Source organism: Streptomyces sp. NPDC001406 (assembly GCF_042895285.1).
In the GTDB taxonomy this organism is placed as follows: domain Bacteria; phylum Actinomycetota; class Actinomycetes; order Streptomycetales; family Streptomycetaceae; genus Streptomyces.
The window spans coordinates 583980-606409 of sequence record NZ_JBIAWG010000002.1; the positions used below are offsets into that span (position 1 = coordinate 583980).

The following is a 22430-nucleotide window of genomic DNA, read 5'->3' on the forward strand; positions in this document are numbered from 1 at the left end:
AAAGGGAACACAGCGATGAGCGAGGCCGGTGGCATCGAGGTGACACTGGCGGTCGGCCAGAACAAGTACCTGTCCGCCGTACCGACGGCCGCCGGACCGCCGGGGGACCAGGAGATGCACGCCATCCTGGAGATCGGGGTCACCCACAGCGGGGTCACCCACAGCGGGGTCACCCACACCGGGGCCGGACCGCTGCCCGGACGGCCCGGCGGCTCGGGGGCCGCACTCGCCGAGGTGCTGATCATCGACACCTCCAGGTCGATGCTCCACCCCGACACGAAACTGCGCGCCGCGAAGGACGCCACGGTGGCGGCCGTACGACTGCTGCCCGACCGCACCGCCTTCGCCGTGCTGTCCGGCCGCTTCGACGCGACCGTGGTCCACCCCGCCCCCGGCGCCGAGGCGATGGCTGTCGCCGACCCGCGGCAGCGCGAGGCCGCCGAGTACGCCGTACGCGTCCTGGACGCCGACGGCGGCACCGCCATCGGCACCTGGCTCGACCTCGCCCGTCGGCTGCTCAACGGACAGGACGCCCCCATCAAGCACGTCCTGCTGCTCACCGACGGCCGCAACGAACACGACGACCGCGCCGCCATGCGGCTGGACACCGCACTCGACGCCTGCGACGGCCGGTTCATCTGCGACGCCTGGGGCATCGGCGACGGCTGGGACGCCGACGTACTGCTGCGCATCGCCCGGCGACTGCACGGACGCGCGGCCGCGGTCCGCCATGAATCGGAACTGCCCGCCGCCTACGAGGAGTTGGTCAACGGTCTGCTCGGCACGGCCGTCCCCGAGCTGCGCATCCGGCTCGTCCCCACCCCGGGCACGGTGATCCGGCAGGTCAAGCAGGTCGTGCCGGCCGAACAGGAACTCCTCACCGTCAGCACCGGATCGGGCGAGCGCGGAGCCGAGTACGTCACCCGGGGCTGGGGCGACGAGGTCCGGCACTACCAGGTCGTCCTCACCGCCGACCCGTCCGGCCGGGACCTCGGCGAGGACCTCCAGCTCGCCGCCGTGGAGCTGCTCGTCCCCGACTTCGGCCGCACCGTAGGGCTGCCCGCGCCGCAGCCGGTCCTGGTGCACTGGACCGACAACCCCGCCGACGCCTCCCGGCAGCACCCGGGAGTCCGGCGCCACCAGCTGTACGAGCAGTCCGGCGCGGCGGTGGCCCGGGCGTACCGAGCGTGGCTGCGCGGCGCGGACGGCCGGACGGAGGCCGACGCCGAACTCGGCCGGGCCCTGGCCCTGGCGCGGGAGCTCGACGATCCCCAACTGCTGCGCGCCCTGCGGCAGATCACGGACGAGGGACGGGAGCCCGGGGGCCGGGTCACCGTGCGCGACGGACTCAAGGACGTCGACTGGCAGCATCTGATCCTCTCCAGCGCCATGACCACCCCACCGGACCCGGCGGCCGCCGCGGAGCAGCCCCCGGCCGGCCCCGACGCCCCCGGCGAGGCCGGTGAGGGCGGCGAGCAGCTCGTGGAGTGCCCGGACTGCAAGTGGCTCGGCCCGGCGGGCTCCCTGTACTGCGGCGGCGACTGCGGCAGACGGCTCGGGGAGTCAGCATGAGCACCGGCACCCCGCCCCGGGACACGAGAGCGTCCGCCGCGCCCGGCCCCCTGCCCCGCTTCCTGGAGCGGGTCCTCGGCGGCCGGCACCGCCCGCCGCACGGCGCCAGCACGACCGCCCACGACCTGTCCCTGCGCCGTCGGCTGCTGCTGGGGCTCACCGCCGTGCTGACCGTCTGCCTCTTCCTCTCCTACGAGGGGGTGCACGGCGACGCGGACCCGCTGCGCACCTCCAGCGTGCCGGGCGTCCTCGCCGTCGACACCGCGCGGTACGCGCTCGCCCAGGCCCAGCAGGAGGCCACGGCCGCCACACCGTCCACCAGCGAGTTCCAGAAGCAGATCTCCGTCGCCGCCCGCAGTCTGGCCGTCGCGGCCGCCGACGACGTGGGCGGGCCGGCGGGCCGGCAGGCCCTGCAGACCGTCGCCGACCTGATCACCGTGTACCACGGCATGGTCCAGAAGGCGCAGCTCGAACCCGCGGGCGTGCTGCGCGACGCATACCTCAGGTATGCCAGCAGTGTCCTGGAGGACAGGCACTCGGGCATAAGGACCCGGCTGGATCAGCTGCAGAAGGACCAGCAGGGCGTGATGAAACGGCAGACGAGCTTCGGCTGGACGCTGTGGCTCGGCTGGAGCGTCGTCGTGCTCCTGGTCCTCGCCCTGGCGGCGGCCCTGCTGGAGACGCAGGTCTATCTGCGCCGCCGGTTCCGGCGCAGGTACAACCGCGAACTGCTGGCGGCAGGCGCCCTGCTGGTCGTCGGGGTCGTGACCCTGACGCTGTTCACCCTGTGGACGCACGACGGCATGTCGGACACCCGCGGGCTGCTCCACGGGCAGCTGTCCGAGCCGTCCGCCATCACCGAAGCGGGGCGGCAGACCGCCGCGAACCTGGCACACACCGGCTTCCGCGCGGCGGCGGCCGTATGGATCGTGATCGGAGGGGGCCTGCTCATGATGCTGGCCGAGACCGGCCTGCGGCAGCACATCAACGACTACCGGTTCAGGCCGCGGTGAGCGCGCCCCGGTCGACCGTCCGCACGGTCACGGTCGTGGCGAGCTGTCTGGCCCTGCTGGCGGCCCTCGTCGTCGTGGGCGTCCGCGTCTACGGCCGGGAGCCGACCGTCACCCTGCTGGCCAACTGGACGGGCGAGGACCAGAAGAACTTCGAGGAGGCGGTGATCGCCCCCTTCGAGAGCAAGTACCACATCCGCGTCGACTACCAGGGCAGCTCCGCCGAGAGCCAGGTGCTCAGCTCCGACGTGGAGGCGGGCACCCCGCCCGACGTGGTGGTGCTCACCGGGCCCGGTGAACTCGCCGCGTACGTCCGGCAGAACCAGCTGAAGGCCCTCGAAGGGCTCATCCCCAAGGGGGACTTCAGCGAGTCCTGGGCCACCCCGATCGACGGCCATGTGTACTGGTTCCCGCTCAAGGCCGACCTGAAGAGCATCGTCTGGCATCCCGGCGGCATGACCGAGCAGCAGATCCGGGACGCAGCCCGGCAGCCGGGCCAGTGGTGCCTGGGGATGGGCTCCGGCGCGACCAGCGGCTGGCCCGGCACCGACTGGATCGAGGACATCCTCCTTCAGCAGTCGGGCTGGCAGACGTACCAGAAATGGGCGCGGGGCGAGATCCCCTGGGACTCCGACGCGGTCCGCAACGCCTGGAAGAAGTGGGGGAGCATGGCCGGAGCGGGCAGGAAGCCGGACGACCTGGTCCGGCGCGCCCTGCTGACCGACTACCAGGACGCCTCCGCGTTCGTCACCAAGGATCCGCGGCAGTGCAGCCTGGAGCACCAGGCCTCGTTCATCCGCAACTCCTCCGACTCGTGGAAGCGGGTCAACGGTCAGTACGTGACCTCCTCCCGGCTCCTCGGCAAGGGCGACTCGGACGCCTGGGAGGTCTCCGGCGACCTGGTCGCCCTCCTGCACGCGACCCCGCAGGCGAAGAAGCTGATCGGCTACCTCGCCTCCGCCGAGGCGCAGCGGGCCTGGAGCGCCAAGGAGTCCGGCTTCTCCGTGGACGCCAAGGTGCCGCTGGAGACGTACGGGCCGGTGACCGCGTACCGCCACTCGCTCGCCACCACGCTCCTCGACCGGCGGGCGGTGCACTGCTTCGACGCCTCCGACGCCATGCCGCCCACGGTGCGCGACGCCTTCGCCCAGGCGACCATCGAGTTCCTGGCCCGCCCCGGCGACCTCGGGTCCCTGCTGAAGTCCCTCGACACCCTCGGCCGCAAGCCGGGCCTGACCTGGCTCCCCTCGGTCTGCGACCGGGTCCCGCCGGCGGACTGAGCGCGGTGGGTGCCGGAGCTACAGCCAGTCCTTGCGCTTGAAGATCAGATACAAGGTGACGCAGACGACCCCCATCAGACCGACGGCGAAAGGGTATCCGAGGGCCCAGTGCAGCTCCGGCATCTCGCGGAAGTTCATCCCGTAGATCGTTCCGACGAGGGTGGGGGCGAAGAGGATCGCGGCCCATGCCGAGACCTTCTTGACCTCCTCGTTCTGCTCGAATCCGGCCTCCGCCAGCGCCCGCATCTCCGCGTTCTGCTGCTGGCTCACCAGGGTCGCGTTCACGGTGAGGATCTCCGTGAGGGCCTGGCGGAAGCCGTCCACGCGCTCGCTGATGTGGGTGACGTGGTCGGCGACGTCGCGGAGGTAGCGCTGGAGCTCCTCGTCGGTCTCGTACTTGGCGAAACCGGCCATGAGACCGTGCAGCATGCCGACCAGCGGGCGGGTGGCGCGCTGGAACTCGACCATCTCGCGGGAGAGTTCGTAGATACGGCGGGAGACCTCGGGGTCGCCGCGGAACACCTCGGTCTCGATCTCGTCGATGTCGTTCTGGACCCCCGAGACGACGGGCGCGTAGCCGTCGACGACCGCGTCGAGGATCGCGTACAGCACCGCCTCCGGGCCGAGTTTGAGCAGGTCGGGGGAGTCCTCCATACGGCCGCGGACCGCCGAGAGGTCGGGAGCGGCCCCGTGCCGGACCGTGATCACGAAGTCCGGGCCCACGAAGACGTGCAGCTCGCCGAAGTCGACCTCCTCCGGCGCGTCGAGATAGCGGGCGGCACGCAGGACGACGAACAGCGTGTCGCCGTACCGTTCCAGCTTGGGGCGCTGGTGCGCCTCCATCGCGTCCTCGACCGCGAGCGGGTGGAGATCGAACTCGGCGGCCAGGGAAAGGAGTTCACCCTCGGTGGGGCGGGCGAGCCCGATCCACGCCATGCTGGAGGGCTGCTTGCGCAGTTCGCGGTAGGTGTCGGTGAGCGTGGCCGGGGAGGCGACGCGCACCCCGTCGCGGTACAGGGCCGCCTGGACGATGCTGACGGGCTCGACCGCATCCCCGCCCGGGGTCCGCGCCGGGGGAGCGGGGGGCACGGCGGCCGGCGGCTGGTTCAGCGCGCGACGCCAGACGGACTTGCGGTGATTCTTCTCGCCGGAGCCGGCGCGTCGCTCATGCATCGCGGCTGCCTCCCGGTCGAGCGTGTGTCGGGGTGATCACGCAGCAGGATATACGGGGGGATCCTTCGGGTGGGTGCCCCAATAGTGATCATGCTGTGACCTCGTTGTACACACCTCGGAAGGCCTGATCAATACGGTCTCACTGTGTCCGGCAACGAGAATCCACTTCTCCAGGAAGACCCGGTTCCTGCCCGGAAGCGTACGTGGCCCCGGAATGCCGCGCTGGCCGATGATCCCGGTGGCCGAGGCGTTTCCGGTCCATGTGGCGGACGGGAAGGGTGGCACCTTCACCAGGGTGGGCTCGGCCGTGCTGAAGTCCTGCACCGAGCAAGGACACCCACGACAACCAGTTCAACCTGGCCGTCTTCACCATGAAGGACCCCCAGGAGACGGTGAAGCTGGTGACCCAACTGTCCATGCACGTCGACGACTACGAGGTGGCCGCGCAAGCCCCACCGCCCGGATCCGGCCTGCCGACCCTGCCGGCCGACAGCGGAATGGTGCAGGCCTTCACCGGGCAGCGCTACGAGACCGCACAGTGACCCGTTCGACGCCCCCATGGCGCCGTCGGCCGCGTCGAGTGGGACCGCGCCGGTGTCATGCGCAGCCGGCACGGCGAGGACTACCCGCCCGCGGCACGCGATGTCCTGGCCGCCGCACGTGAGTTGGACGCCGAGCGGGTGACCACCAGCCCGTACCACCGCGTGGCCCGCGCACGAGGACGGCTCCTGGGCCCGCGCCACGGCCTTCGGGACCGAGCCGTGGCCGCGTTCCCTGACCGGCTCCGCTCGTCCGCTCCCTCCCCCGTGGCGCCGTCTCGCAGAGAGTTGCGGACAGAACGTGTCCGCAAGCGGCACTAGCGTGCGGTGCATGACGAAGCGGAGCATTGCGAGGGTGGCCTCCGCCCCCTCCCTCGACACCCGTGCGCTGAACCGCGCGACCCTCGCCCGGCAGCTGCTGCTGAGCCGTGCGCCGCTGTCCGTCGGGGCCGCCGTGGAGCATCTCCTCGGGCTTCAGGCGCAGAACGTCAAGCCTCCTTACTACGCGCTCGCCGCCCGTATCGAAGGCTTCACCCCCGAGGCGCTGTCCCGGCCCATGGCCGACCGCGAGGTCGTCCGCATCGTCACCATGCGCTCCACGATCCACACCCACACCGCCGACGACTGCCTCACCCTGCGGCCGCTCGTCCAGGTCGCCCGGGACCGGGAGCTGAACGCCTTCCGCAAGGGGCTGGCCGGTGTCGATCTGGACCGTCTCGCCGTGCTCGCCCGTGAGCTGGTCGAGGCCGAGCCGCGGACCATGGCGCAGTTGCGCGAGGCGCTGCTCGCCGAGTGGCCGGGCGCCGACCCCCAGTCCCTGTCCATCGCCGCCCGCTGCAGGCTCCCGCTCGTGCAGGTCACCCCGCGCGGGCTGTGGGGCAGGAGCGGACAGGTCGCCCTGACCACAGCCGAACACTGGCTGGGCCGCTCCGCCGAGCCCGCCGCCGCCCCGGACGCGACGGTTCTGCGCTACCTCGCCGCCTTCGGACCGGCGTCCGTGAAGGACATGCAGACCTGGGCCGGACTCACCCGGCTCCGCGAGGCCTTCGAGCGCCTCCGCCCGCGGCTGGTCACCTTCCGGGACGGCAACGGCGTCGAACTCTTCGACCTGCCCGACGCCCCGCGCCCCGACCCGGACACCCCGGCCCCGCCCCGCTTCCTCCCCGAATTCGACAACCTCCTCCTCTCCCATGCCGACCGCACCCGGGTCGTACCGCCCGAGTACTGGGGCCGCACCTGGCAGGGCAACCAGGCCCACTGCACCCTGCTCGTCGACGGCTTCGTGGCGGGCGTGTGGAAACTGGACGGTGACGCACTCCGCATAGAGCCCTTCGGGACACTCACGAAGGGTCGGCGGGAGGAGGTGGCCGAGGAGGGGGAGCGGATGCTCGCCGTCATGCATCCGGGGGAGTCGTACGACATCCGCTTCGGCAACGTCGTACGAACGTGAAGTCCTCGGTCCGCGTACGACCGTGTGAACGCATGGAAAGGGGGGCGCTGCGGGCCGCTCGTGGTGGCTCGCAACGCCCCCCTGGTATCTACCTGAGGGGTTCTCAGGAGTTCTTCTGGGTTACGAGTTGACCTGCGTGGTCACCAGGTTCGAGAAGGTGGTCAGCCGGGTGTACACACCCGGGTAACCGGCCTCCGCGCACCCCTCTCCCCAGGAAGTGATCCCTGCCAGGACGCCCCCGATGAGCAGGGGACCGCCGCTGTCGCCCTGGCAGGTGTCTACGCCACCGGATGAGTATCCGGCGCAAACCATGTCGGTCTGGACGAAGTCCGAACCGTAGGAGCTGCGGCAGCTCGAGTCGGCCGCGATCGGCACGGTCGCGGTCCGCAGCTGGTTGGAGGAGCTGCCGCTCTCCGAGGTGGTGCCCCAGCCGAGGATGCGGGCCGTGGTGCCGGCCGCGTACACACCCGTCTGGGAGGAGGAGACGTACGACGCCGTCGTGTACGGCATCGAGGTGGACAGGGTCAGCACGGCCACGTCATCGCCGTTGGTGGCGTCCGTGTAGTCCGGGTTGACCCAGATCTTGCTGACCTTGCTGACCGTGCCGTTCGTCCCGTTGAGGTAGGTCCGGCCGCCCACGACGCGGACGTTGCCGGCGCTCTCGCCGACCATGCAGTGCGCGGCGGTGATCACCTTCTTGGCCGCCACCAGGGTGCCGCCGCAGAACTGGTTGCCCGACGCGTCCGTGATCTGCATGACGAACGGGTACGCGGTCGTGGTGGTCGTCGTGCCGCCGACGATGGGCTGTGGAGCCGCTGCAGCGGTGGGGGCGCTGAGCAGTGCGGTCGCCGCGGCCGCGGCGGTCGCCGCGACGACGGCAGCGGTTCTCTTTGCGCGGTTGAGCCCGAACATGAGTCTCCTCAGTGGGGGTGGCCGGTGGGGGGTACGCGCGGGTGGGGGGTGTGAGCACGGGGGCCGCGGGACCGACCCCCGTGTGCCCGGGCGAGCGGCACGCCCTTAAGCTATGGGCCGGTACACCCTCCGCCCAATGAGGGAACCCCCTAGGGGAGTAGGGCAGGGAAAACCCTCGGTCCGGCTCAGTTAACCGGCAGGCTTCTCACTTCGCGCGCCGTCCCGCCGCCAAACGGACTATGTCCACCCGGGAACGGATGCCCAGCTTGCGGTACACCCGGGTCAGGGTCGCCTCGACCGTCTTCACGCTGATGAACAGGCGCGCGGCGATCTCCCGGTTGGTCGCGCCCTCCATGACCAGCGCCGCCACCTGACGCTCCATCGAGGCCAGCCCCTCCAGCCCGTCGAGGCCGCCCAGCGCGGCGGCCGCGGCGGCCGCCGGCTCCGGCTCGGGCGCCGCGAGGGCCGCGTCCACCTGGCGGAGCCAGGGCAGCGCCCGGCAGCGCCGGAACAGCCGGGTGGCCTCGTCGTACGACGACGAGTTGGGGCGGCGCGCCCCTTCGGCAGGGCCGGGCAGCCGGCCGCGCAGCGAGGCCAGGGCGAAGGCGGCCCGCGCCTCCTCCAGGCCGTACCCCAGTTTGGCCAGCCGGTCCTGAGCGGACGTCAGCTGGGACTCGGCCGCCTCGTGGTCGCCGCGGGCCGCGCGCACCAGGGCCTCGGCCCGGTCCAGGACCGCGAGGACACTCTCCCGGCCGAGCCGCAGCGCGTGCTCCCGGGTGACGTCGATGACGTCCTGCGCCTCGGCGGGTTCACCGATCCGGACGAGCGCCTCGGCGAGGTCGCCGTGCCAGCGGCCGCGCGCCGGGTCCGTGATGCCCAGGCCCCGCTCCAGCTCGCGGACCCGGCGCAGCGAACGGACCGTGCCCGCCGGGTCCCCGGCCACCAACTGGGCGTACCCGAGGGCGCCCAGGGCCCGGGACAGATACATCTGGTCACCGTCCTCCTCGGCGTGCTCCACCGCCTCCCGGGCCAGCGCCAGCGCCCGGTCCACGTCCCCGCCGGAGGCCTCGGTGAGCGAGGTGAGCATCGCGGAGGCGGTCTCGCCGATCCCGGAGTCCCGGGCCAGCCGGAGGCTCTCGCCGGCCAGGTCGAGGGCCCGGCCGCAGTGCCCGGCGCGCAGCTCGGTCTCGGCGAGGCCGCGCAGGAAGTGCACCTCGCTCTCCACGGAGCCGCGCCGGCGCACCTCGCGCAGCAGCGCGGTGACCGTCGCCCGGGCCTCGGCCAGCTGGTCGCCCATGACCAGCCAGCGGAACCGGGCGCTGCCCGCGCCGTTGTGATGGCAGGCCACCTTCGGGTCCTGGGGCTCCTTCAGCGCGCGCTTGATGGTCGCCGGGGCGGCCGGGTGGCCCATGAGGGTCTCGGTCTGGGCCTGGAAGGCCAGGGCCAGCAGTTCGGTGCGCCGGTCGGCGCCGCGCTCGGCCAGCTCCGCCGCGTGCGCGGCCGCCTCGCGGGCCTCGGTGAAGTCGCCCTCCACGATGAGGGCCCGCCAGGCCAGCTGGTAGTGGACCAGGGCGAGCAGCCGCGGGTCCTCCCCGGCGTCCGCCAGGGCCTGCGGGAAGACGGCGTCGACCTCCGTCATGGTGTGGCCCGCCGTGTCGATCACGATGATCCAGGCCCGCACCCGGTCCGCGGGCACGGTCGCCCGGGTCAGCACCTCGCGGGCGACGTCCCGGGCGAGGTCGACCTCGCCGGCGGTGATCGCGTCCTCGGCGGCCTGGAGCCGGCGCTCGTCCGGGCCGGGCAGGGTGTCGGCCGGGGTGTGGCGGGCGGCGAGCAGGCCGAGCTGCGCGGCCACGGACGGCGCGCCCCGGTCCCGGGCCTGCGTGGCGGCCTCGGCGAGCCGGGCGGCCACCTCCGGATCGGTGCCGGTGGTGGCCAGGGCCAGATGACGGGCCCGCTCGATCGGGTCGGAGGCCGCGGTGGACAGCGCCGCGTGCGCGGCACGCCGTTCGTGGGCGGGCGCCTCCGCGTAGAGGGCGGCCGATATGAGGGGGTGCGCGAAGCGCACGGTCGGGCCGTCGGGGTCCGTGGCCAGCAGCCCGAGTTCGGCGGCCTGGGCGCACTCGGCCTCCACGTTCTCCCGGCCGGCCGCGAGCAGCAGCGCCGGGGTGGGACGCGCTCCCGCGCTGGCCACCAGCAGGGTGCGGCGCGCCTCGACCGAGAGCATGTCGAGACGGCTCAGCACCAGGGCGCGCAGCGAGGTGGGCACCGGCAGCGGCTCGCCCGGCCTGGGCGGGGTGGGGTTCTCGGCGAGGGCGCGGCCGAGCTCCAGGGCGAAGAGGGGGTTGCCGCCGCTGGTGCGGTGTATCTCGCGGACCGTGGAGCGGGGCAGTCCCGTGTAGCCGCGGTGGTCCAGGAGCGCGGAGACCTGGTTGCGGGAGAGCGGGTCGAGGCGTACGGCGACGGTGTCCGGCGGAGAGGCGCGCAGATGGCGGTCGTACTCCTGGCCCTCGGTCCGGACCGCGCAGAGCAGCTGCACCGGGGTGCCGCCGAGGCGGCGGGCGGCGAAGCCGAGCAGCTCCGCGCTGGCCGGATCCAGCCACTGCAGATCGTCGGCGACGATCAGGACGGTGCCCTCGGCGGCCAGGGCGCGCAGCGCGGACAGCACCGCAAGACGCAGGGCCAGACCGTCGCGTTGCAGGGTGGATTCGCCGCGGCCGGTGAGCGCCGACTCCAGGGCGGTGCGCTGGGCCGCGGGGAGCCGGCCGGAGACCTGGTCGAGGACTAGACCGAAGAGGTCGGCGAGGGCGAGGAAGGGAAGGTGCGATTCGGACTCGGTGGCCGAGCAGCGCAACACGGTGCGGGCCGCGCCGGCGTATTCCGCTGCCAATGCCCGCAGGACGGTCGATTTCCCTATTCCGGCGGGGCCGTGCAGGAGCACACTGCCGCCCGAGGTGAGCTGCTCACGGGCGGCGCCGAACGGCTCCTCCCGGCCGATGACCAGGTCGGGGCGGCATCTCGCAGGCTCCTGGAAGTCCCGTCGCACGGTCACCGCTCCCCTCGTGTGTCGTGTCCGGCCCAAATTCTAGGCAACGAACCTTGAAATTCGGACGGAAGGCGTGGTGAGGGAAATAACAGAGGGTAGCCACAGGGCAATTCAGGTACCGGCGGATGAATAGACAGGCTTCCTAACCGCTACGGCAGCAGACCCGACCGGCGTGCCGTCGCCACCGCCTCCCCTCGCGTGTGGGCGCCCAGTTTGCGCATCGCCGAGCGCAGATAGCCCTTGACCGTCTCCGGGCGCAGCCCCAGCCGCTCCGCCACCGCCGCGTTCGTCGCACCCTCGGCCACGCAGGCCAGGACGTCCAGCTCGCGCGGCGCCAGAACGACACCCCTCGCCGGTGTCGGCGCGGTCAGCAGACCGCAGGCGGCGAGGAGTTCCTCCCGCAGCTGGGGGTCCGTGATCCGGGGCGCCAGGGCACGCAGCGCCGCGTGCGCCTCGCGCACCTGCTCCCAGGCGGCGTTCGCGTCCGTGTCGGCGCCCGGCTCCGGCCGGGCCGCCGTCAGCAGCCCGCGCGCCTCCTCCCGTACGACGAGCGCCTGCTCCACGTCCCGGGCCACCGCCACCGCCGAGTTCAGCGTGCGGTCGCCCAGCGGCTGGGCCGTGCGCAGGGCGCCGTAGATCACGCCCCGCACCCGGCGTCGTACCACCACCGGTACGGCGAACACCGAGCGGATGCCCTCCGCGGCCACCGGCGCGTCGTACTCGTGGCTGATCTGCCGCGACGAGGAGTAGTCCGTCACCGCGCACGGGCGGGCCAGCGCCACCGCCTTGCCGCCCAGGCCGTTGCCCGAGGTCACCGCGAGCGAGCGCAGGGCCGCGGTGTTGGTGCCGCTCAGCTCGCTGATGCGCATCTGCAGCCGGCCGGACTCGACCAGGCCGCCGAAGGCGACCGGGAGACCGGTCGTGCGCCGGAGCCGGGCCAGCGCACTTCGTATCTCGACCGCCCCCGCGGGGTCTGCTGCCACCTGTTTCACCCCTTCGTCGCGGCTTCCGTGCGACCCACACCCCCATTCGGGGGTAGTGAGACCTGCATCACGGATTACACGATGCCAGAGAGCCGCCCGGCAATGGTCCGGCACCTAGGAGGACAGATGACGACGGCCACGGAGCTCTTCCGCACCGCGCGGGACTTCCTGCTGGAACACCGCGAGGATTACGCCACGGCCTACGAGGGCTTCGCCTGGCCGCGCCCGGAGCACTTCAACTGGGCCCTGGACTGGTTCGACGTCATCGCGGACGGGAACGACCGCACCGCCCTGCACATCGTGGAGGAGGACGGCGCGGAGACCCGGCTGTCCTTCGCCGAGCTGGCCGACCGCTCCGACCGGGTCGCCAACTGGCTGCGGGCGCGCGGTGTCCGGGCCGAGGACCGCATCCTCGTCATGCTCGGCAACCAGGCCGAGCTGTGGGAGACCGCGCTGGCCGCGATGAAGCTGCGTGCCGTCGTCATCCCCGCCACCCCGCTGCTCGGCCCCGCCGATCTGCGCGACCGTGTCGAGCGCGGCCGGGTCCGGCACGTACTCGTCCGCACGGCCGACGCCGGCAAGTTCGACGAGGTGCCCGGCGACTACACGCGCATCGCCGTCGGCGGCGCGCCCGAGGGCTGGCAGCCGTACGAGGACGCCTACGCCGCCTCCGCCGACTTCACCCCCGACGGCGAGACCCACGCCGACGACCCGCTGATGCTCTACTTCACCTCGGGCACCACCGCCCGCCCCAAGCTGGTCGAGCACACCCATGCCTCGTACCCGATCGGGCACCTGGCCACCATGTACTGGATCGGCCTCGAACCCGGCGACGTGCACCTCAACATCTCCTCGCCCGGCTGGGCCAAGCACGCCTGGTCCAACCTCTTCGCCCCGTGGAACGCGCAGGCCACCGTCTTCATCCACAACTACACGCGCTTCGACGCGGCCCGGCTGATGTCCGAGATGGACCGGGCCGGGGTCACCACCTTCTGCGCCCCGCCCACCGTCTGGCGCATGCTCATCCAGGCCGACCTCACCCAGCTGCGCACCCCGCCCCGCGAGGCGGTGGCCGCCGGTGAGCCCCTGAACCCGGAGGTCATCGAGCAGGTCCGCCGGGCCTGGGGCGTCACCATCCGGGACGGCTTCGGGCAGACCGAGACCGCCGTACAGGTCAGCAACAGCCCCGGCCAGGAGCTGAAGACCGGCTCGATGGGCCGGCCGAGCCCGGGCTACCGCGTGGAACTGCTCGACCCGGTGTCGGGCGCACCCGGCGTGGACGAGGGCGAGATCGCGCTCGACCTGTCCGTGCAACCGGTGGGCCTGATGGCCGGCTACCACGGCGACGCCGACCGTACGGCGGAGGCGATGGCCGGCGGCTACTACCGCACCGGTGACATCGGCTCCCGCGACGCCGACGGCTACATCACCTACGTGGGCCGCGCGGACGACGTCTTCAAGGCCTCCGACTACAAGATCAGCCCCTTCGAGCTGGAGAGCGCCCTGCTGGAGCACGAGGCGGTGGCCGAGGCGGCCGTCGTGCCCGCGCCGGACGAGCTGCGGCTGGCCGTGCCCAAGGCGTACATCGTCCTCGCCGAGGGCTGGGAGCCCGGGCCCGACACCGCCAAGGTGCTCTTCGAGCACTCCCGCGAGGTCCTCGCCCCCTACAAGCGCATCCGCCGGCTGGAGTTCGCCGAGCTGCCCAAGACCGTCTCCGGCAAGATCCGCCGGATCGAGCTGCGCGAGGCCACGGCCGCGGGTTCGGGCAACGAGTACCGCGAGGAGGACTTCCGGTGAGCGGAACGTCGGAGCTGTCGTACACGCACGGGACGAGCGGGACCGTCCTGCTCGGGGACACCATCGGAGCCAACCTGGACCGGGCCGTCGCCACCTGGCCCGACCGGGAGGCGCTCGTCGACGTGCCGTCGGGGCGGCGCTGGACGTACGCCGAGTTCTCCGCGGACGTGGACGCGCTGGCGTACGCCCTGCTGGCGAGCGGGGTCGCCAAGGGCGACCGGGTGGGCATCTGGGCGGTCAACTGCGCCGAGTGGGTACTGGTCCAGTACGCCACCGCCCGCATCGGCGCGATCATGGTCAACATCAACCCGGCCTATCGCACCCACGAGGTCGAGTACGTCCTCAACCAGGCCGGAATCTCCCTGCTGTTCGCCTCCCTCAGCCACAAGTCCAGCGACTACCGGGCGATGGTCGAGGAAGTGCGCGGCAGCTGCCCGCAGTTGCGGGAGGTCGTGTACATCGGCGACCCGAGCTGGGAGGTGCTGCTGCGGCGCGGGACGCCCGACCGGGCCGAGGAGCTGAGGGCCCGCGGGAGCGAGCTGTCCTGCGACGACCCGATCAACATCCAGTACACCTCGGGCACCACGGGCTTCCCCAAGGGGGCCACCCTCTCCCACCACAACATCCTCAACAACGGCTATTTCGTGGGTGAGTCGATCGCCTACAGCGAGCGGGACCGGATCTGTATCCCGGTGCCCTTCTACCACTGCTTCGGCATGGTGATGGGCAACCTCGCGGCGACCTCGCACGGCGCGTGCATGGTCATCCCGGCGCAGTCCTTCGAGCCGAAGGCGACCCTGGAGGCGGTCCAGCAGGAGCGCTGCACCTCCCTCTACGGCGTCCCGACCATGTTCATCGCGGAGCTGAACCTCCCCGACTTCGCGACGTACGACCTGTCGTCGCTGCGCACCGGGATCATGGCGGGTTCGCCCTGCCCGGTCGAGGTGATGAAGCGGGTGGTGGCCGAGTTGCACATGGAGGAGGTCTCCATCTGCTACGGCATGACGGAGACGTCCCCGGTCTCCCTGCAGACGCGGATCGACGACGACCTGGAGCACCGCACCGGCACCGTCGGCCGTGTCCTGCCGCATCTGGAGGTCAAGGTCGTCGACCCGGTGGACGGCGTCACCCGGCCCCGGGGCGTCGCGGGCGAGTTGTGCACCCGCGGCTACAGCGTGATGCTCGGCTACTGGAACGAGCCCGAGAAGACCGCCGAGGCCGTCGACCCCGGGCGCTGGATGCACACCGGCGATCTGGCGGTGATGCGCGAGGACGGGTACGTCGAGATCGTCGGCCGGATCAAGGACATGATCATCCGGGGTGGCGAGAACATCTACCCGCGTGAGATCGAGGAGTTTCTCTACGGCCACCCGAAGATCAGGGACGTCCAGGTGGTCGGGGTGCCGCACGAGAAGTACGGCGAGGAGGTGCTCGCCTGTGTCATCCCGCACGACGCGGCCGATCCGCTGACGCTGGAGGAACTGCGCGCGTTCTGCCAGGGGCGGCTCGCGCACTACAAGGTCCCCAGCAGGCTGCGGATCCTCGACTCCTTCCCGATGACGGTGTCCGGGAAGGTGCGCAAGGTTGAACTGCGGGAGAAGTACGGCGCGTAGCTCAGGCGCCGGTGGCGTTCAGGTCGTCGGCGAGGCTGTTCGCCGGCTGCGGGGTGCCCGTGAGGTCCAGGACGAACAGGGGGATGCCCAGGGAGTCGGCGCGGGCGCGGGCGTCGTCGGTGTACCCGGCGAGAGAGAAGTAGACGCAGTCGGTCGACTCCACCATCGCCGTCAGCCACAGGCACTCCACGTCCCGCAGGGAGGCCGGGCTGACGGTGGGGTCGACCTGGGCCACGACCCCACGGGCGGCGAGCCCGACACCGGACGGCGGCCGCTGATCGGCCCGCCGGATGTTCCGGTACCCGAGCCACCGCAGATAGAGCGCGGCGACGGTGACGGCGTCCCGTGCGGATCGAATGGCAATGGGCTGAAAGGGACGTCGCCGCTGGGGGGATTTGGGCGCGGGGGGCGACCCGGGACTGCGGCGGCCGGGGGTGGGCGGTGATCCGGGGCCGGCGCGGCCGGCGTCCGCAGCGGGGCGGCCGGGGTTTGCGAGCGGGTCTGTGGCGGGGCGGCCGGGGCCGGTGTGCGGGTCTGTGGCGGGGCGGCCGGGGCCCTGGTGCCGGTCCTTCCCGGAGCGGCCGTGGGGTGCGCGGCGGCCCGTGCCGGAGCGACCGGGGGCGCCCTTCGCACGTGCGTCGGCACCGGCGTCCGTGACCGGCCCTGCCTCCGCGTCCCCGCTCGGGCCGGGGGCTGAACCTGCTCCCGGGCTCGCGTCGGCGTCCGCTTCCTCCGCGCCCGTGTCGAGGTCTGCGTCTGCTCCCGCCGCCGTACCCGAGTCCGTGCTCGCGCCCGCGCTCCGACCTGGGCCGTCGCCTGCCCCCGCACCTGCACCGAAACCCGTGTCCACCCGCGTATCCGTGTCCTCGCCGGGGCGTCCGTCGGTGACCGGGATGCGGAGGACCGTGCCGCAGCCGCAACCCAGTTCCGGGCGGGGCCACTCGTCGTGGCGTCCGCAGGACGGGCAGCGGACGGTGATCCAGTCCTGGTCCCAGACGCGATGGGTGACGGCCGTCGCCGCGGCCCCGTGGTCGAGCGCTGGTGCGATCGCCGCGCCGCACGCGCAGGGATACGACGGCGCGGTGTAGACGTGCTCGCGCCGACAGGCCGGACAGCGCACCGGCACGCTCTCGGGCATGGCCGACTCCAAGGCGTCGCGTCGGGACAGCGGTCCCATCGTGCTCCTGCCGGACCCCGCTTGTCCCACTCTTGACGACCTTCGGACACCCACTTACATTGATTCCAGATAGTAGAAGTTTCATTCCGCAATGCGGAAGCAAGCGGAAGTAATGAAAACTCGGGACACAGTGCTCACCGCGGGGCGCGACGGGAGTACGCATCCGACAGCCGGAGCAGGAGTACTCGATGGCTCGTATGACCGCTGCCCGCGCGGCAGTTGAGATCCTCAAGCGCGAGGGCGTCACCGCCGCGTTCGGTGTGCCGGGCGCGGCGATCAACCCCTTCTACGCGGCGCTCAAGGCCTCGGGCGGCATCAACCACACCCTCGCCCGCCATGTCGAGGGCGCCTCGCACATGGCCGAGGGTTACACCCGCACCCACCCGGGCAACATCGGCGTCTGCATCGGTACCTCCGGCCCCGCCGGCACCGACATGATCACCGGCCTGTACTCGGCCATCGGCGACTCGATCCCGATCCTGTGCGTCACCGGCCAGGCCCCGACCGCGGTGATCCACAAGGAGGACTTCCAGGCCGTCGACATCGCCTCGATCGCCAAGCCGGTCACGAAGATGGCGGTCACCGTGCTGGAGGCGGCCCAGGTCCCCGGCGTCTTCCAGCAGGCCTTCCATCTCATGCGCTCCGGCCGCCCGGGCCCGGTCCTGATCGACCTGCCGATCGACGTCCAGCTCACCGAGATCGAGTTCGACCGGGAGACGTACGAGCCCCTCCCGGTGTACAGGCCTGCCGCGACCCGCCCGCAGATCGAGAAGGCGATCGCGCTGCTCAACGAGTCCGAGCGCCCGCTGATCGTCGCCGGCGGCGGTGTCGTCAACGCCGACGCGGCCGAACTCCTCGTCGAGTTCGCCGAGCTGACGGGCACCCCGGTGGTCCCGACCCTGATGGGCTGGGGCGTCCTCCCCGACGACCACGAGCTGAACGCCGGCATGGTCGGCCTGCAGACCTCGCACCGCTACGGCAACGCGACCTTCCTGGAGTCCGACTTCGTCCTCGGCATCGGCAACCGCTGGGCCAACCGCCACACCGGCAAGCTGGACGTCTACACGGCCGGCCGGACGTTCGTCCACGTCGACATCGAGCCCACCCAGATCGGCAGGATCTTCCCGCCCGACTACGGCATCGCCTCCGACGCCAAGGCGGCGCTGGAGCTCTTCGTCGAGGTGGCGCGGGAGCTGAAGGCCGCGGGCAGGCTGCCCGACCGGTCCTCCTGGGCCGCGGCCGCGCAGGAGAAGAAGGCGACCCTCCAGCGCCGTACGCACTTCGACGACATCCCGATCAAGCCGCAGCGCGTCTACGAGGAGATGAACAAGGCCTTCGGACCGGAGACCCGGTACGTCTCCACCATCGGCCTCTCGCAGATCGCCGGCGCCCAGATGCTGCACGTCTTCAAGCCCCGGCACTGGATCAACTGCGGCCAGGCGGGTCCCCTCGGCTGGACCGTTCCGGCGGCGCTGGGTGTGGCGAAGGCCGACCCGGAGGCGTCCGTCGTCGCCCTGTCCGGCGACTACGACTTCCAGTTCATGATCGAGGAGCTGGCGGTCGGCGCCCAGCACAGGATCCCGTACGTCCACGTCCTCGTGAACAACTCCTACCTGGGCCTGATCCGCCAGGCGCAGCGGGCGTTCGACATCGACTTCCAGGTCAAGCTGGAATTCGAGAACATCAACTCGCCCGAGCTCGGCGTCTACGGCGTCGACCACGTCAAGGTCGCCGAGGGCCTCGGCTGCAAGGCGATCCGCGTGACCGACCCGAACGAACTCGGCGCCGCCTTCGAGCAGGCCAAGAAGCTCGCCGCCGAGTTCCGGGTGCCGGTCGTCGTCGAGGCGATCCTGGAGCGCGTCACCAACATCTCCATGTCGACCACCAACGACATCTCCGACGTGGTCGAGTTCGAGGAACTGGCCACGGACCCGTCCCACGCACCCACGTCGATCAAAACCCTGAAGGTCTGACCTCGGTCAGCAAGGGGGCGGCCCGTCCGAGGGGGACGGACCGCCCCCCTTCTTTTTGCGTGAGGATCCGCGGGCCTTCACACCGAGCCGCAGGTGAAGCCGCCCCCGCCGGACGAGGAGCGCGGTACCTCGTGGTCCGTGGTGCCGCCGCGGCCGGTCAGCCCCGCCTCCTGCGCGAAGCGCGGGGCGAGTGCGGTCAGCGCCCGGTCGCCGTACAGGGCGACCGCGAGCAGGGTGTCCCGTGCCGACAGGCCGGTCCGGACGGCGGGCAGAGGATGCTGTGCGCGCAGGTCCTTCAGTGCGCGGCGGGCGGCGCGGGGGCGGCCGGGCGGGAAGGTGCGCAGCAACCCGGCGGCCGTGAGGTTGCCGCGCGCTTCGGCGAGGGCCGAGCGCACGCCCTGGCGGTCCAGCAACTGCCGCATGCCCGCGCTCCGGTACAGGGCCGCGTGCACGGCCCTGGTCAGGGGCGGCAGCCCCGGCCCGCTGACGGGTCCCGAGGTCCGCATCGTCCCCGCCCGGCCCGCACCGACGGCGCCGCGCAGATGCAGATCCAGCACCGCGACCGTGACGGCGGCGCGAGGACCGCCCCGTATCAACGCGATCTCGTACGGCTCCAGCCGGCCCGTCGGCGTACCGCTCATGACACACCCCCGTGCGGGCGCCGGCCGCCACTGTGCCGGCGGGTCCCGCATGGCGGGAATGTGCCCGCCGGCCGGGGTGGTCGAAGCCTCGGCGGCGGTGTTTCAGAGGTTGATTTGAGGGTGCCGTAGGCAGGGGTACGCCCGGTGCCGTACGCGTGTCGTCATGGCTCCGGCTCCATCAGTCCCGGCCAGTCGTCCGGGCCGCCGCCCTGCCACTCGATCAGGTCGCTCTCCTCGACCTCGATCCGGTCCAGGTCGGCCATGCGCAGGATCTCGACCACGTCGTCCAGATGGGAGGCGATGCCGAGGGTCACGTCGCCCTCGGTCACCCGCCGGGAGCCGTCCAGGGCCGGGGAGTGCACCACGATGTGCGGAAACTCGGTCGGTGGATACGTCATGAGTAAAGGCTCCTGCGGGGCGGACGGATCCGCACCCCCGAGGAGCCTTGGCCTTGGCCGTCCGACGGCGCGAGGCTGGGCGCGACAGGACATTCGCGCCGCCGGACGGTGTCTGTGAGGTGTGGCTGGGACCGCGGCGGCAGCGACGGACCGGCAACGCCCTCCCCTCAGGTCGAGAAGGGGAACCGGATCCTTCACCACCGCACTGGCTCGCCCGCCGCCGCGGTCCTCACCTGCCCGCACCGGGTCCCGACGGCACCCCTCATCCGGGCCGTTCGCTGGGACGCGGTGCGGGAGTTCAGTCCTCGCGCAGGGCGCGGACCGCCTCCTCCACGCGCCTCCCGTAGTCCGGGTCGGCGGCGTGGAAGTGGGCCAGGTTCTTCTCGATCACGTCGTCGCGGGAGACCTGCGAGAGGCCGCCGGCGATGTTCGCGACGAGACGGGACTTCTCCTCCTTCGACATCAGCCGGTACAGCTCGCCCGCCTGGAAGAAGTCGTCGTCCTTGGTGTGCTGCGGCGCCTCGTGCGTGCCGGTGTGACCGGTGACCGCCAGCGGGGCGGACAGCGGGCGGCCGGTCTCCACCGGGCCGTCGTACGAGTTCGGCTCGTAGTTCTTGGCCTTGCGGCCCTGGGAGTTGGCCGCCATGAGGCCGTCGCGGCCGTAGTTCCGCGCGGTCGTCGCCCTCGGGGCGTTCACGGCGAGCTGTGTGTGGTTGACGCCCAGGCGGTAGCGGTGCGCGTCCGCGTAGGCGAACAGGCGGCCCTGGAGCATCTTGTCGGGGGAGGGGCCGATGCCCGGGACGAAGTTGTTCGGGGAGAACGCGGCCTGCTCCACCTCGGCGAAGACGTTGTCCGGGTTGCGGTCCAGGACCAGGCGGCCCACGCGCCGGAGCGGGTGGTCCCGGTGCGGCCAGACCTTGGTGAGATCGAAGGGGTTGAAGCGGTAGTCGGCCGCCTCGGCCGCGGGCATGATCTGGACGTACAGCGTCCAGGACGGGTGGACGCCCCGCTCGATCGCCTGGAGCAGGTCCGTCTGGTGCGAGCCGGGGTCCTTGCCCGCGGTCTCGGCGGCCTGCTCGCCGCTCAGACAGCGGATGCCCTGGTTGGTCTTGAAGTGGTACTTGACGAAGAAGGCCTCGCCCTCGGCGTTCGTCCACTGGTAGGTGTGCGAGCCGTAGCCGTTCATGTGGCGGTACGACGCCGGGATGCCGCGGTCGCCCATCAGCCAGGTCACCTGGTGCGTGGCCTCTGGGGCGTGCGCCCAGAAGTCCCAGACGTTGTCCGGCTCCTGACGGCCCGTGAACGGGTCGCGCTTCTGCGAGTGGATGAAGTCCGGGAACTTGAGGGGGTCCTTGATGAAGAAGACCGGCGTGTTGTTCCCGACGAGGTCGTAATTGCCCTCTTCCGTATAGAACTTGACCGCGAAGCCGCGCGGGTCGCGCACCGCGTCCGCGCCACCCAGGCTGTCCGCCACGGTGGAGAAGCGCGCGAACACCTCGGTGCGCTTGCCGATCGTGTTCAGGAAGTCGGCGTGGGTGTGGCCGGTGACATCGTCGGTCACCTCGAAGTAGCCGTACGCGCCGGAGCCGCGGGCGTGCACCACGCGCTCCGGGATGCGCTCGCGGTTGAAGCGCGCCAGCTTCTCCAGGAGGTGCTGGTCCTGGAGCAGGAGCGGACCGCCGACGCCGGCGGAGGCGGAATTCTGGTTGTCTGCGACCGGGGCGCCGGACTCCGTGGTGAGAGTTCGCGCCGTGAGCACGCGCTTCGACATCGTGGACCTTCCGTGCGAGGGGGCAGCGGAGTTCTGTGGAATTCGACTTCCGCTTTGTGGAGCCTAGGTTTGGGGCAATCGGGCGTCAACAGTTTGTTGAAGTGGATTCCGGGCGGTGCCGACGCCTGGGCGCGACAGGACAGATGTCGGCGGCGGCACCGCCCGGAAGCTGGGGGAGCGGGCTCAGACCTGGGCGCCGGAGAGGCGCTCCACGGCCCGCAGCAGGGCCGAGTGGTCCAGGCCGCCGTCGCCCTGGGCGCGCAGGCTCGCGACCAGCTGGGCGACCACGGCGCCGATCGGCAGGGCGGCGCCGACGTTGCGGGCGGCGTCCGTGACGATTCCCATGTCCTTGTGGTGCAGGTCGATACGGAAGCCCGGCCTGAAGTCGCGGTTCAGGAAGTTGTCCTTCTTCCGCGTCAGCACCGTCGACCCCGCCAGGCCGCCATTGAGGACGTCCAGGGCGGCCGTCAGATCCACGCCCGACTTCTCCAGGAAGACCACGGCCTCGGCGCACGCCTGGATGTTCACGGCGACGATCAGCTGGTTCGCGGCCTTCACGGTCTGGCCGGAGCCGTGCGGGCCGCACAGCACGATGGTCCTGCCGAGCGCCTCGAAGACCGGCTTCGCCTCGTCGAAGTCGGCCTGCTTGCCACCGACCATGATCGACAGCACGGCCTCGACGGCGCCGGCCTCACCACCGGAGACGGGGGCGTCGAGGACGCGGATGCCCTTCTGTGCAGCGGCCGCGGCCAGGTCGACCGAGGTCTGCGGGGTGATCGAGGACATGTCGATCAGCAGGGCGCCGGACCTCGCGTTCTCCAGGATGCCGTCGGGGCCGTACGAGATCGCCTCGACCTGCGGGGACGCGGGCACCATCGTGATGATCACGTCGGCGTCCCGGACGGCCTCGGCGATGGAACCTGCGGAGGTGCCGCCCGCGGCGGCCAGGCGGTCCAGCTTGTCCTGCTCCAGGGTGAAGCCGGTGACGTCGTAACCCGCCTTGATCAGGTTCTCCGACATGGGGGAGCCCATGATGCCGAGGCCTATCCAGGCGATCGACGGGCGGGAGGAATCTGCGTGGTTGCTCATCTTGGG

At 71.7% G+C, this 22430-nt stretch carries 16 protein-coding genes and 1 pseudogene; 8 read left to right on the forward strand and 9 right to left on the reverse strand.

Annotated features, from left to right (window positions below; all coding sequences use genetic code 11):
* The first annotated feature begins 15 nt into the window (after positions 1-15).
* Genes ACFY1J_RS06720 through ACFY1J_RS06730 form a run of 3 tightly spaced genes read left to right on the forward strand, consistent with a single transcriptional unit; the run spans position 16 to position 3862 of the window.
* On the forward strand, positions 16-1572 hold the full coding sequence (locus tag ACFY1J_RS06720; RefSeq protein WP_390730794.1) for a VWA domain-containing protein: 1557 nt from the start codon (positions 16-18) through the stop codon (positions 1570-1572).
* On the forward strand, positions 1569-2585 hold the full coding sequence (locus ACFY1J_RS06725) for a hypothetical protein (protein ID WP_390707250.1): 1017 nt from the start codon (positions 1569-1571) through the stop codon (positions 2583-2585). Before ACFY1J_RS06720 ends, ACFY1J_RS06725 begins: the two co-directional genes overlap by 4 nt.
* A complete protein-coding gene (locus tag ACFY1J_RS06730; RefSeq protein ID WP_390730795.1) occupies positions 2582-3862 on the forward strand; it encodes an ABC transporter substrate-binding protein in 1281 nt (426 codons plus the stop codon). The genes ACFY1J_RS06725 and ACFY1J_RS06730 overlap by 4 nt, the downstream gene beginning before the upstream one ends.
* A gap of 18 nt (positions 3863-3880) precedes the next feature.
* Here ACFY1J_RS06730 and ACFY1J_RS06735 read toward each other — a convergent pair whose 3' ends face one another.
* Complete coding sequence (locus ACFY1J_RS06735) at positions 3881-5035, reverse strand: magnesium and cobalt transport protein CorA (protein WP_390730796.1); 1155 nt, start codon at positions 5033-5035, stop codon at positions 3881-3883.
* A gap of 371 nt (positions 5036-5406) precedes the next feature.
* On the opposite strand from ACFY1J_RS06735, the gene ACFY1J_RS06740 reads away from it, so the two are divergent.
* Together ACFY1J_RS06740 and ACFY1J_RS06745 are read left to right on the forward strand one after the other, a co-directional pair.
* Positions 5407-5577: a hypothetical protein gene (locus ACFY1J_RS06740; RefSeq protein WP_390707247.1), complete on the forward strand. Its 171-nt coding sequence runs from the start codon at positions 5407-5409 to the stop codon at positions 5575-5577.
* 328 nt (positions 5578-5905) lie between these two features.
* On the forward strand, positions 5906-7024 hold the full coding sequence (locus ACFY1J_RS06745; RefSeq protein WP_390707246.1) for a winged helix DNA-binding domain-containing protein: 1119 nt from the start codon (positions 5906-5908) through the stop codon (positions 7022-7024).
* A 120-nt stretch (positions 7025-7144) separates the two neighbouring features.
* Here the strand turns inward: ACFY1J_RS06745 and ACFY1J_RS06750 are convergent, their stop codons facing one another.
* The 3 genes from ACFY1J_RS06750 to ACFY1J_RS06760 all read right to left on the reverse strand — a co-directional run bounded on the left by ACFY1J_RS06750 (position 7145) and on the right by ACFY1J_RS06760 (position 11965).
* Entirely contained in the window at positions 7145-7936 is a 792-nt protein-coding gene (locus ACFY1J_RS06750; RefSeq protein WP_390707245.1) for a S1 family peptidase, read from the reverse strand.
* Positions 7937-8141: 205 nt separating this feature from the next.
* Complete coding sequence (locus ACFY1J_RS06755) at positions 8142-10988, reverse strand: AAA family ATPase (RefSeq protein ID WP_390707244.1); 2847 nt, start codon at positions 10986-10988, stop codon at positions 8142-8144.
* A 143-nt stretch (positions 10989-11131) separates the two neighbouring features.
* Entirely contained in the window at positions 11132-11965 is an 834-nt protein-coding gene (locus ACFY1J_RS06760) for a response regulator transcription factor (RefSeq protein ID WP_390707243.1), read from the reverse strand.
* 126 nt (positions 11966-12091) lie between these two features.
* Here ACFY1J_RS06760 and ACFY1J_RS06765 point away from each other — a divergent pair, with 126 nt between their 5' ends.
* Entirely contained in the window at positions 12092-13762 is a 1671-nt protein-coding gene (locus ACFY1J_RS06765) for an AMP-binding protein (protein WP_390707242.1), read from the forward strand.
* The gene (locus tag ACFY1J_RS06770; protein ID WP_390707241.1) at positions 13759-15375 is read left to right on the forward strand and encodes an AMP-binding protein; all 1617 of its coding nucleotides are present in this window, start codon (positions 13759-13761) and stop codon (positions 15373-15375) included. Before ACFY1J_RS06765 ends, ACFY1J_RS06770 begins: the two co-directional genes overlap by 4 nt.
* 1 nt (position 15376) lies before the next feature.
* Here the strand turns inward: ACFY1J_RS06770 and ACFY1J_RS06775 are convergent.
* Positions 15377-15757: pseudogene (locus ACFY1J_RS06775) on the reverse strand (hypothetical protein); the annotation flags it as partial.
* Positions 15758-16740: 983 nt separating this feature from the next.
* On the opposite strand from ACFY1J_RS06775, the gene gcl reads away from it, so the two are divergent.
* Positions 16741-18525 (forward strand): glyoxylate carboligase, encoded by a 1785-nt coding sequence (gene gcl / locus ACFY1J_RS06780; RefSeq protein WP_390730797.1) that lies wholly within the window; start codon positions 16741-16743, stop codon positions 18523-18525.
* Positions 18526-18602: 77 nt separating this feature from the next.
* Here gcl and ACFY1J_RS06785 read toward each other — a convergent pair whose 3' ends face one another.
* The 4 genes from ACFY1J_RS06785 to ACFY1J_RS06800 all read right to left on the reverse strand — a co-directional run bounded on the left by ACFY1J_RS06785 (position 18603) and on the right by ACFY1J_RS06800 (position 22424).
* The gene (locus ACFY1J_RS06785; protein ID WP_390707239.1) at positions 18603-19166 is read right to left on the reverse strand and encodes a TIGR04222 domain-containing membrane protein; all 564 of its coding nucleotides are present in this window, start codon (positions 19164-19166) and stop codon (positions 18603-18605) included.
* Between the two features lie 161 nt (positions 19167-19327).
* Entirely contained in the window at positions 19328-19564 is a 237-nt protein-coding gene (locus ACFY1J_RS06790; protein WP_390707238.1) for a hypothetical protein, read from the reverse strand.
* A gap of 298 nt (positions 19565-19862) precedes the next feature.
* Positions 19863-21335: a catalase gene (locus ACFY1J_RS06795; RefSeq protein ID WP_390707237.1), complete on the reverse strand. Its 1473-nt coding sequence runs from the start codon at positions 21333-21335 to the stop codon at positions 19863-19865.
* Positions 21336-21518: 183 nt separating this feature from the next.
* Positions 21519-22424, reverse strand: coding sequence for a 2-hydroxy-3-oxopropionate reductase (locus ACFY1J_RS06800; protein WP_390707236.1), 906 nt, complete (start codon positions 22422-22424; stop codon positions 21519-21521).
* Positions 22425-22430: the final 6 nt, after the last annotated feature.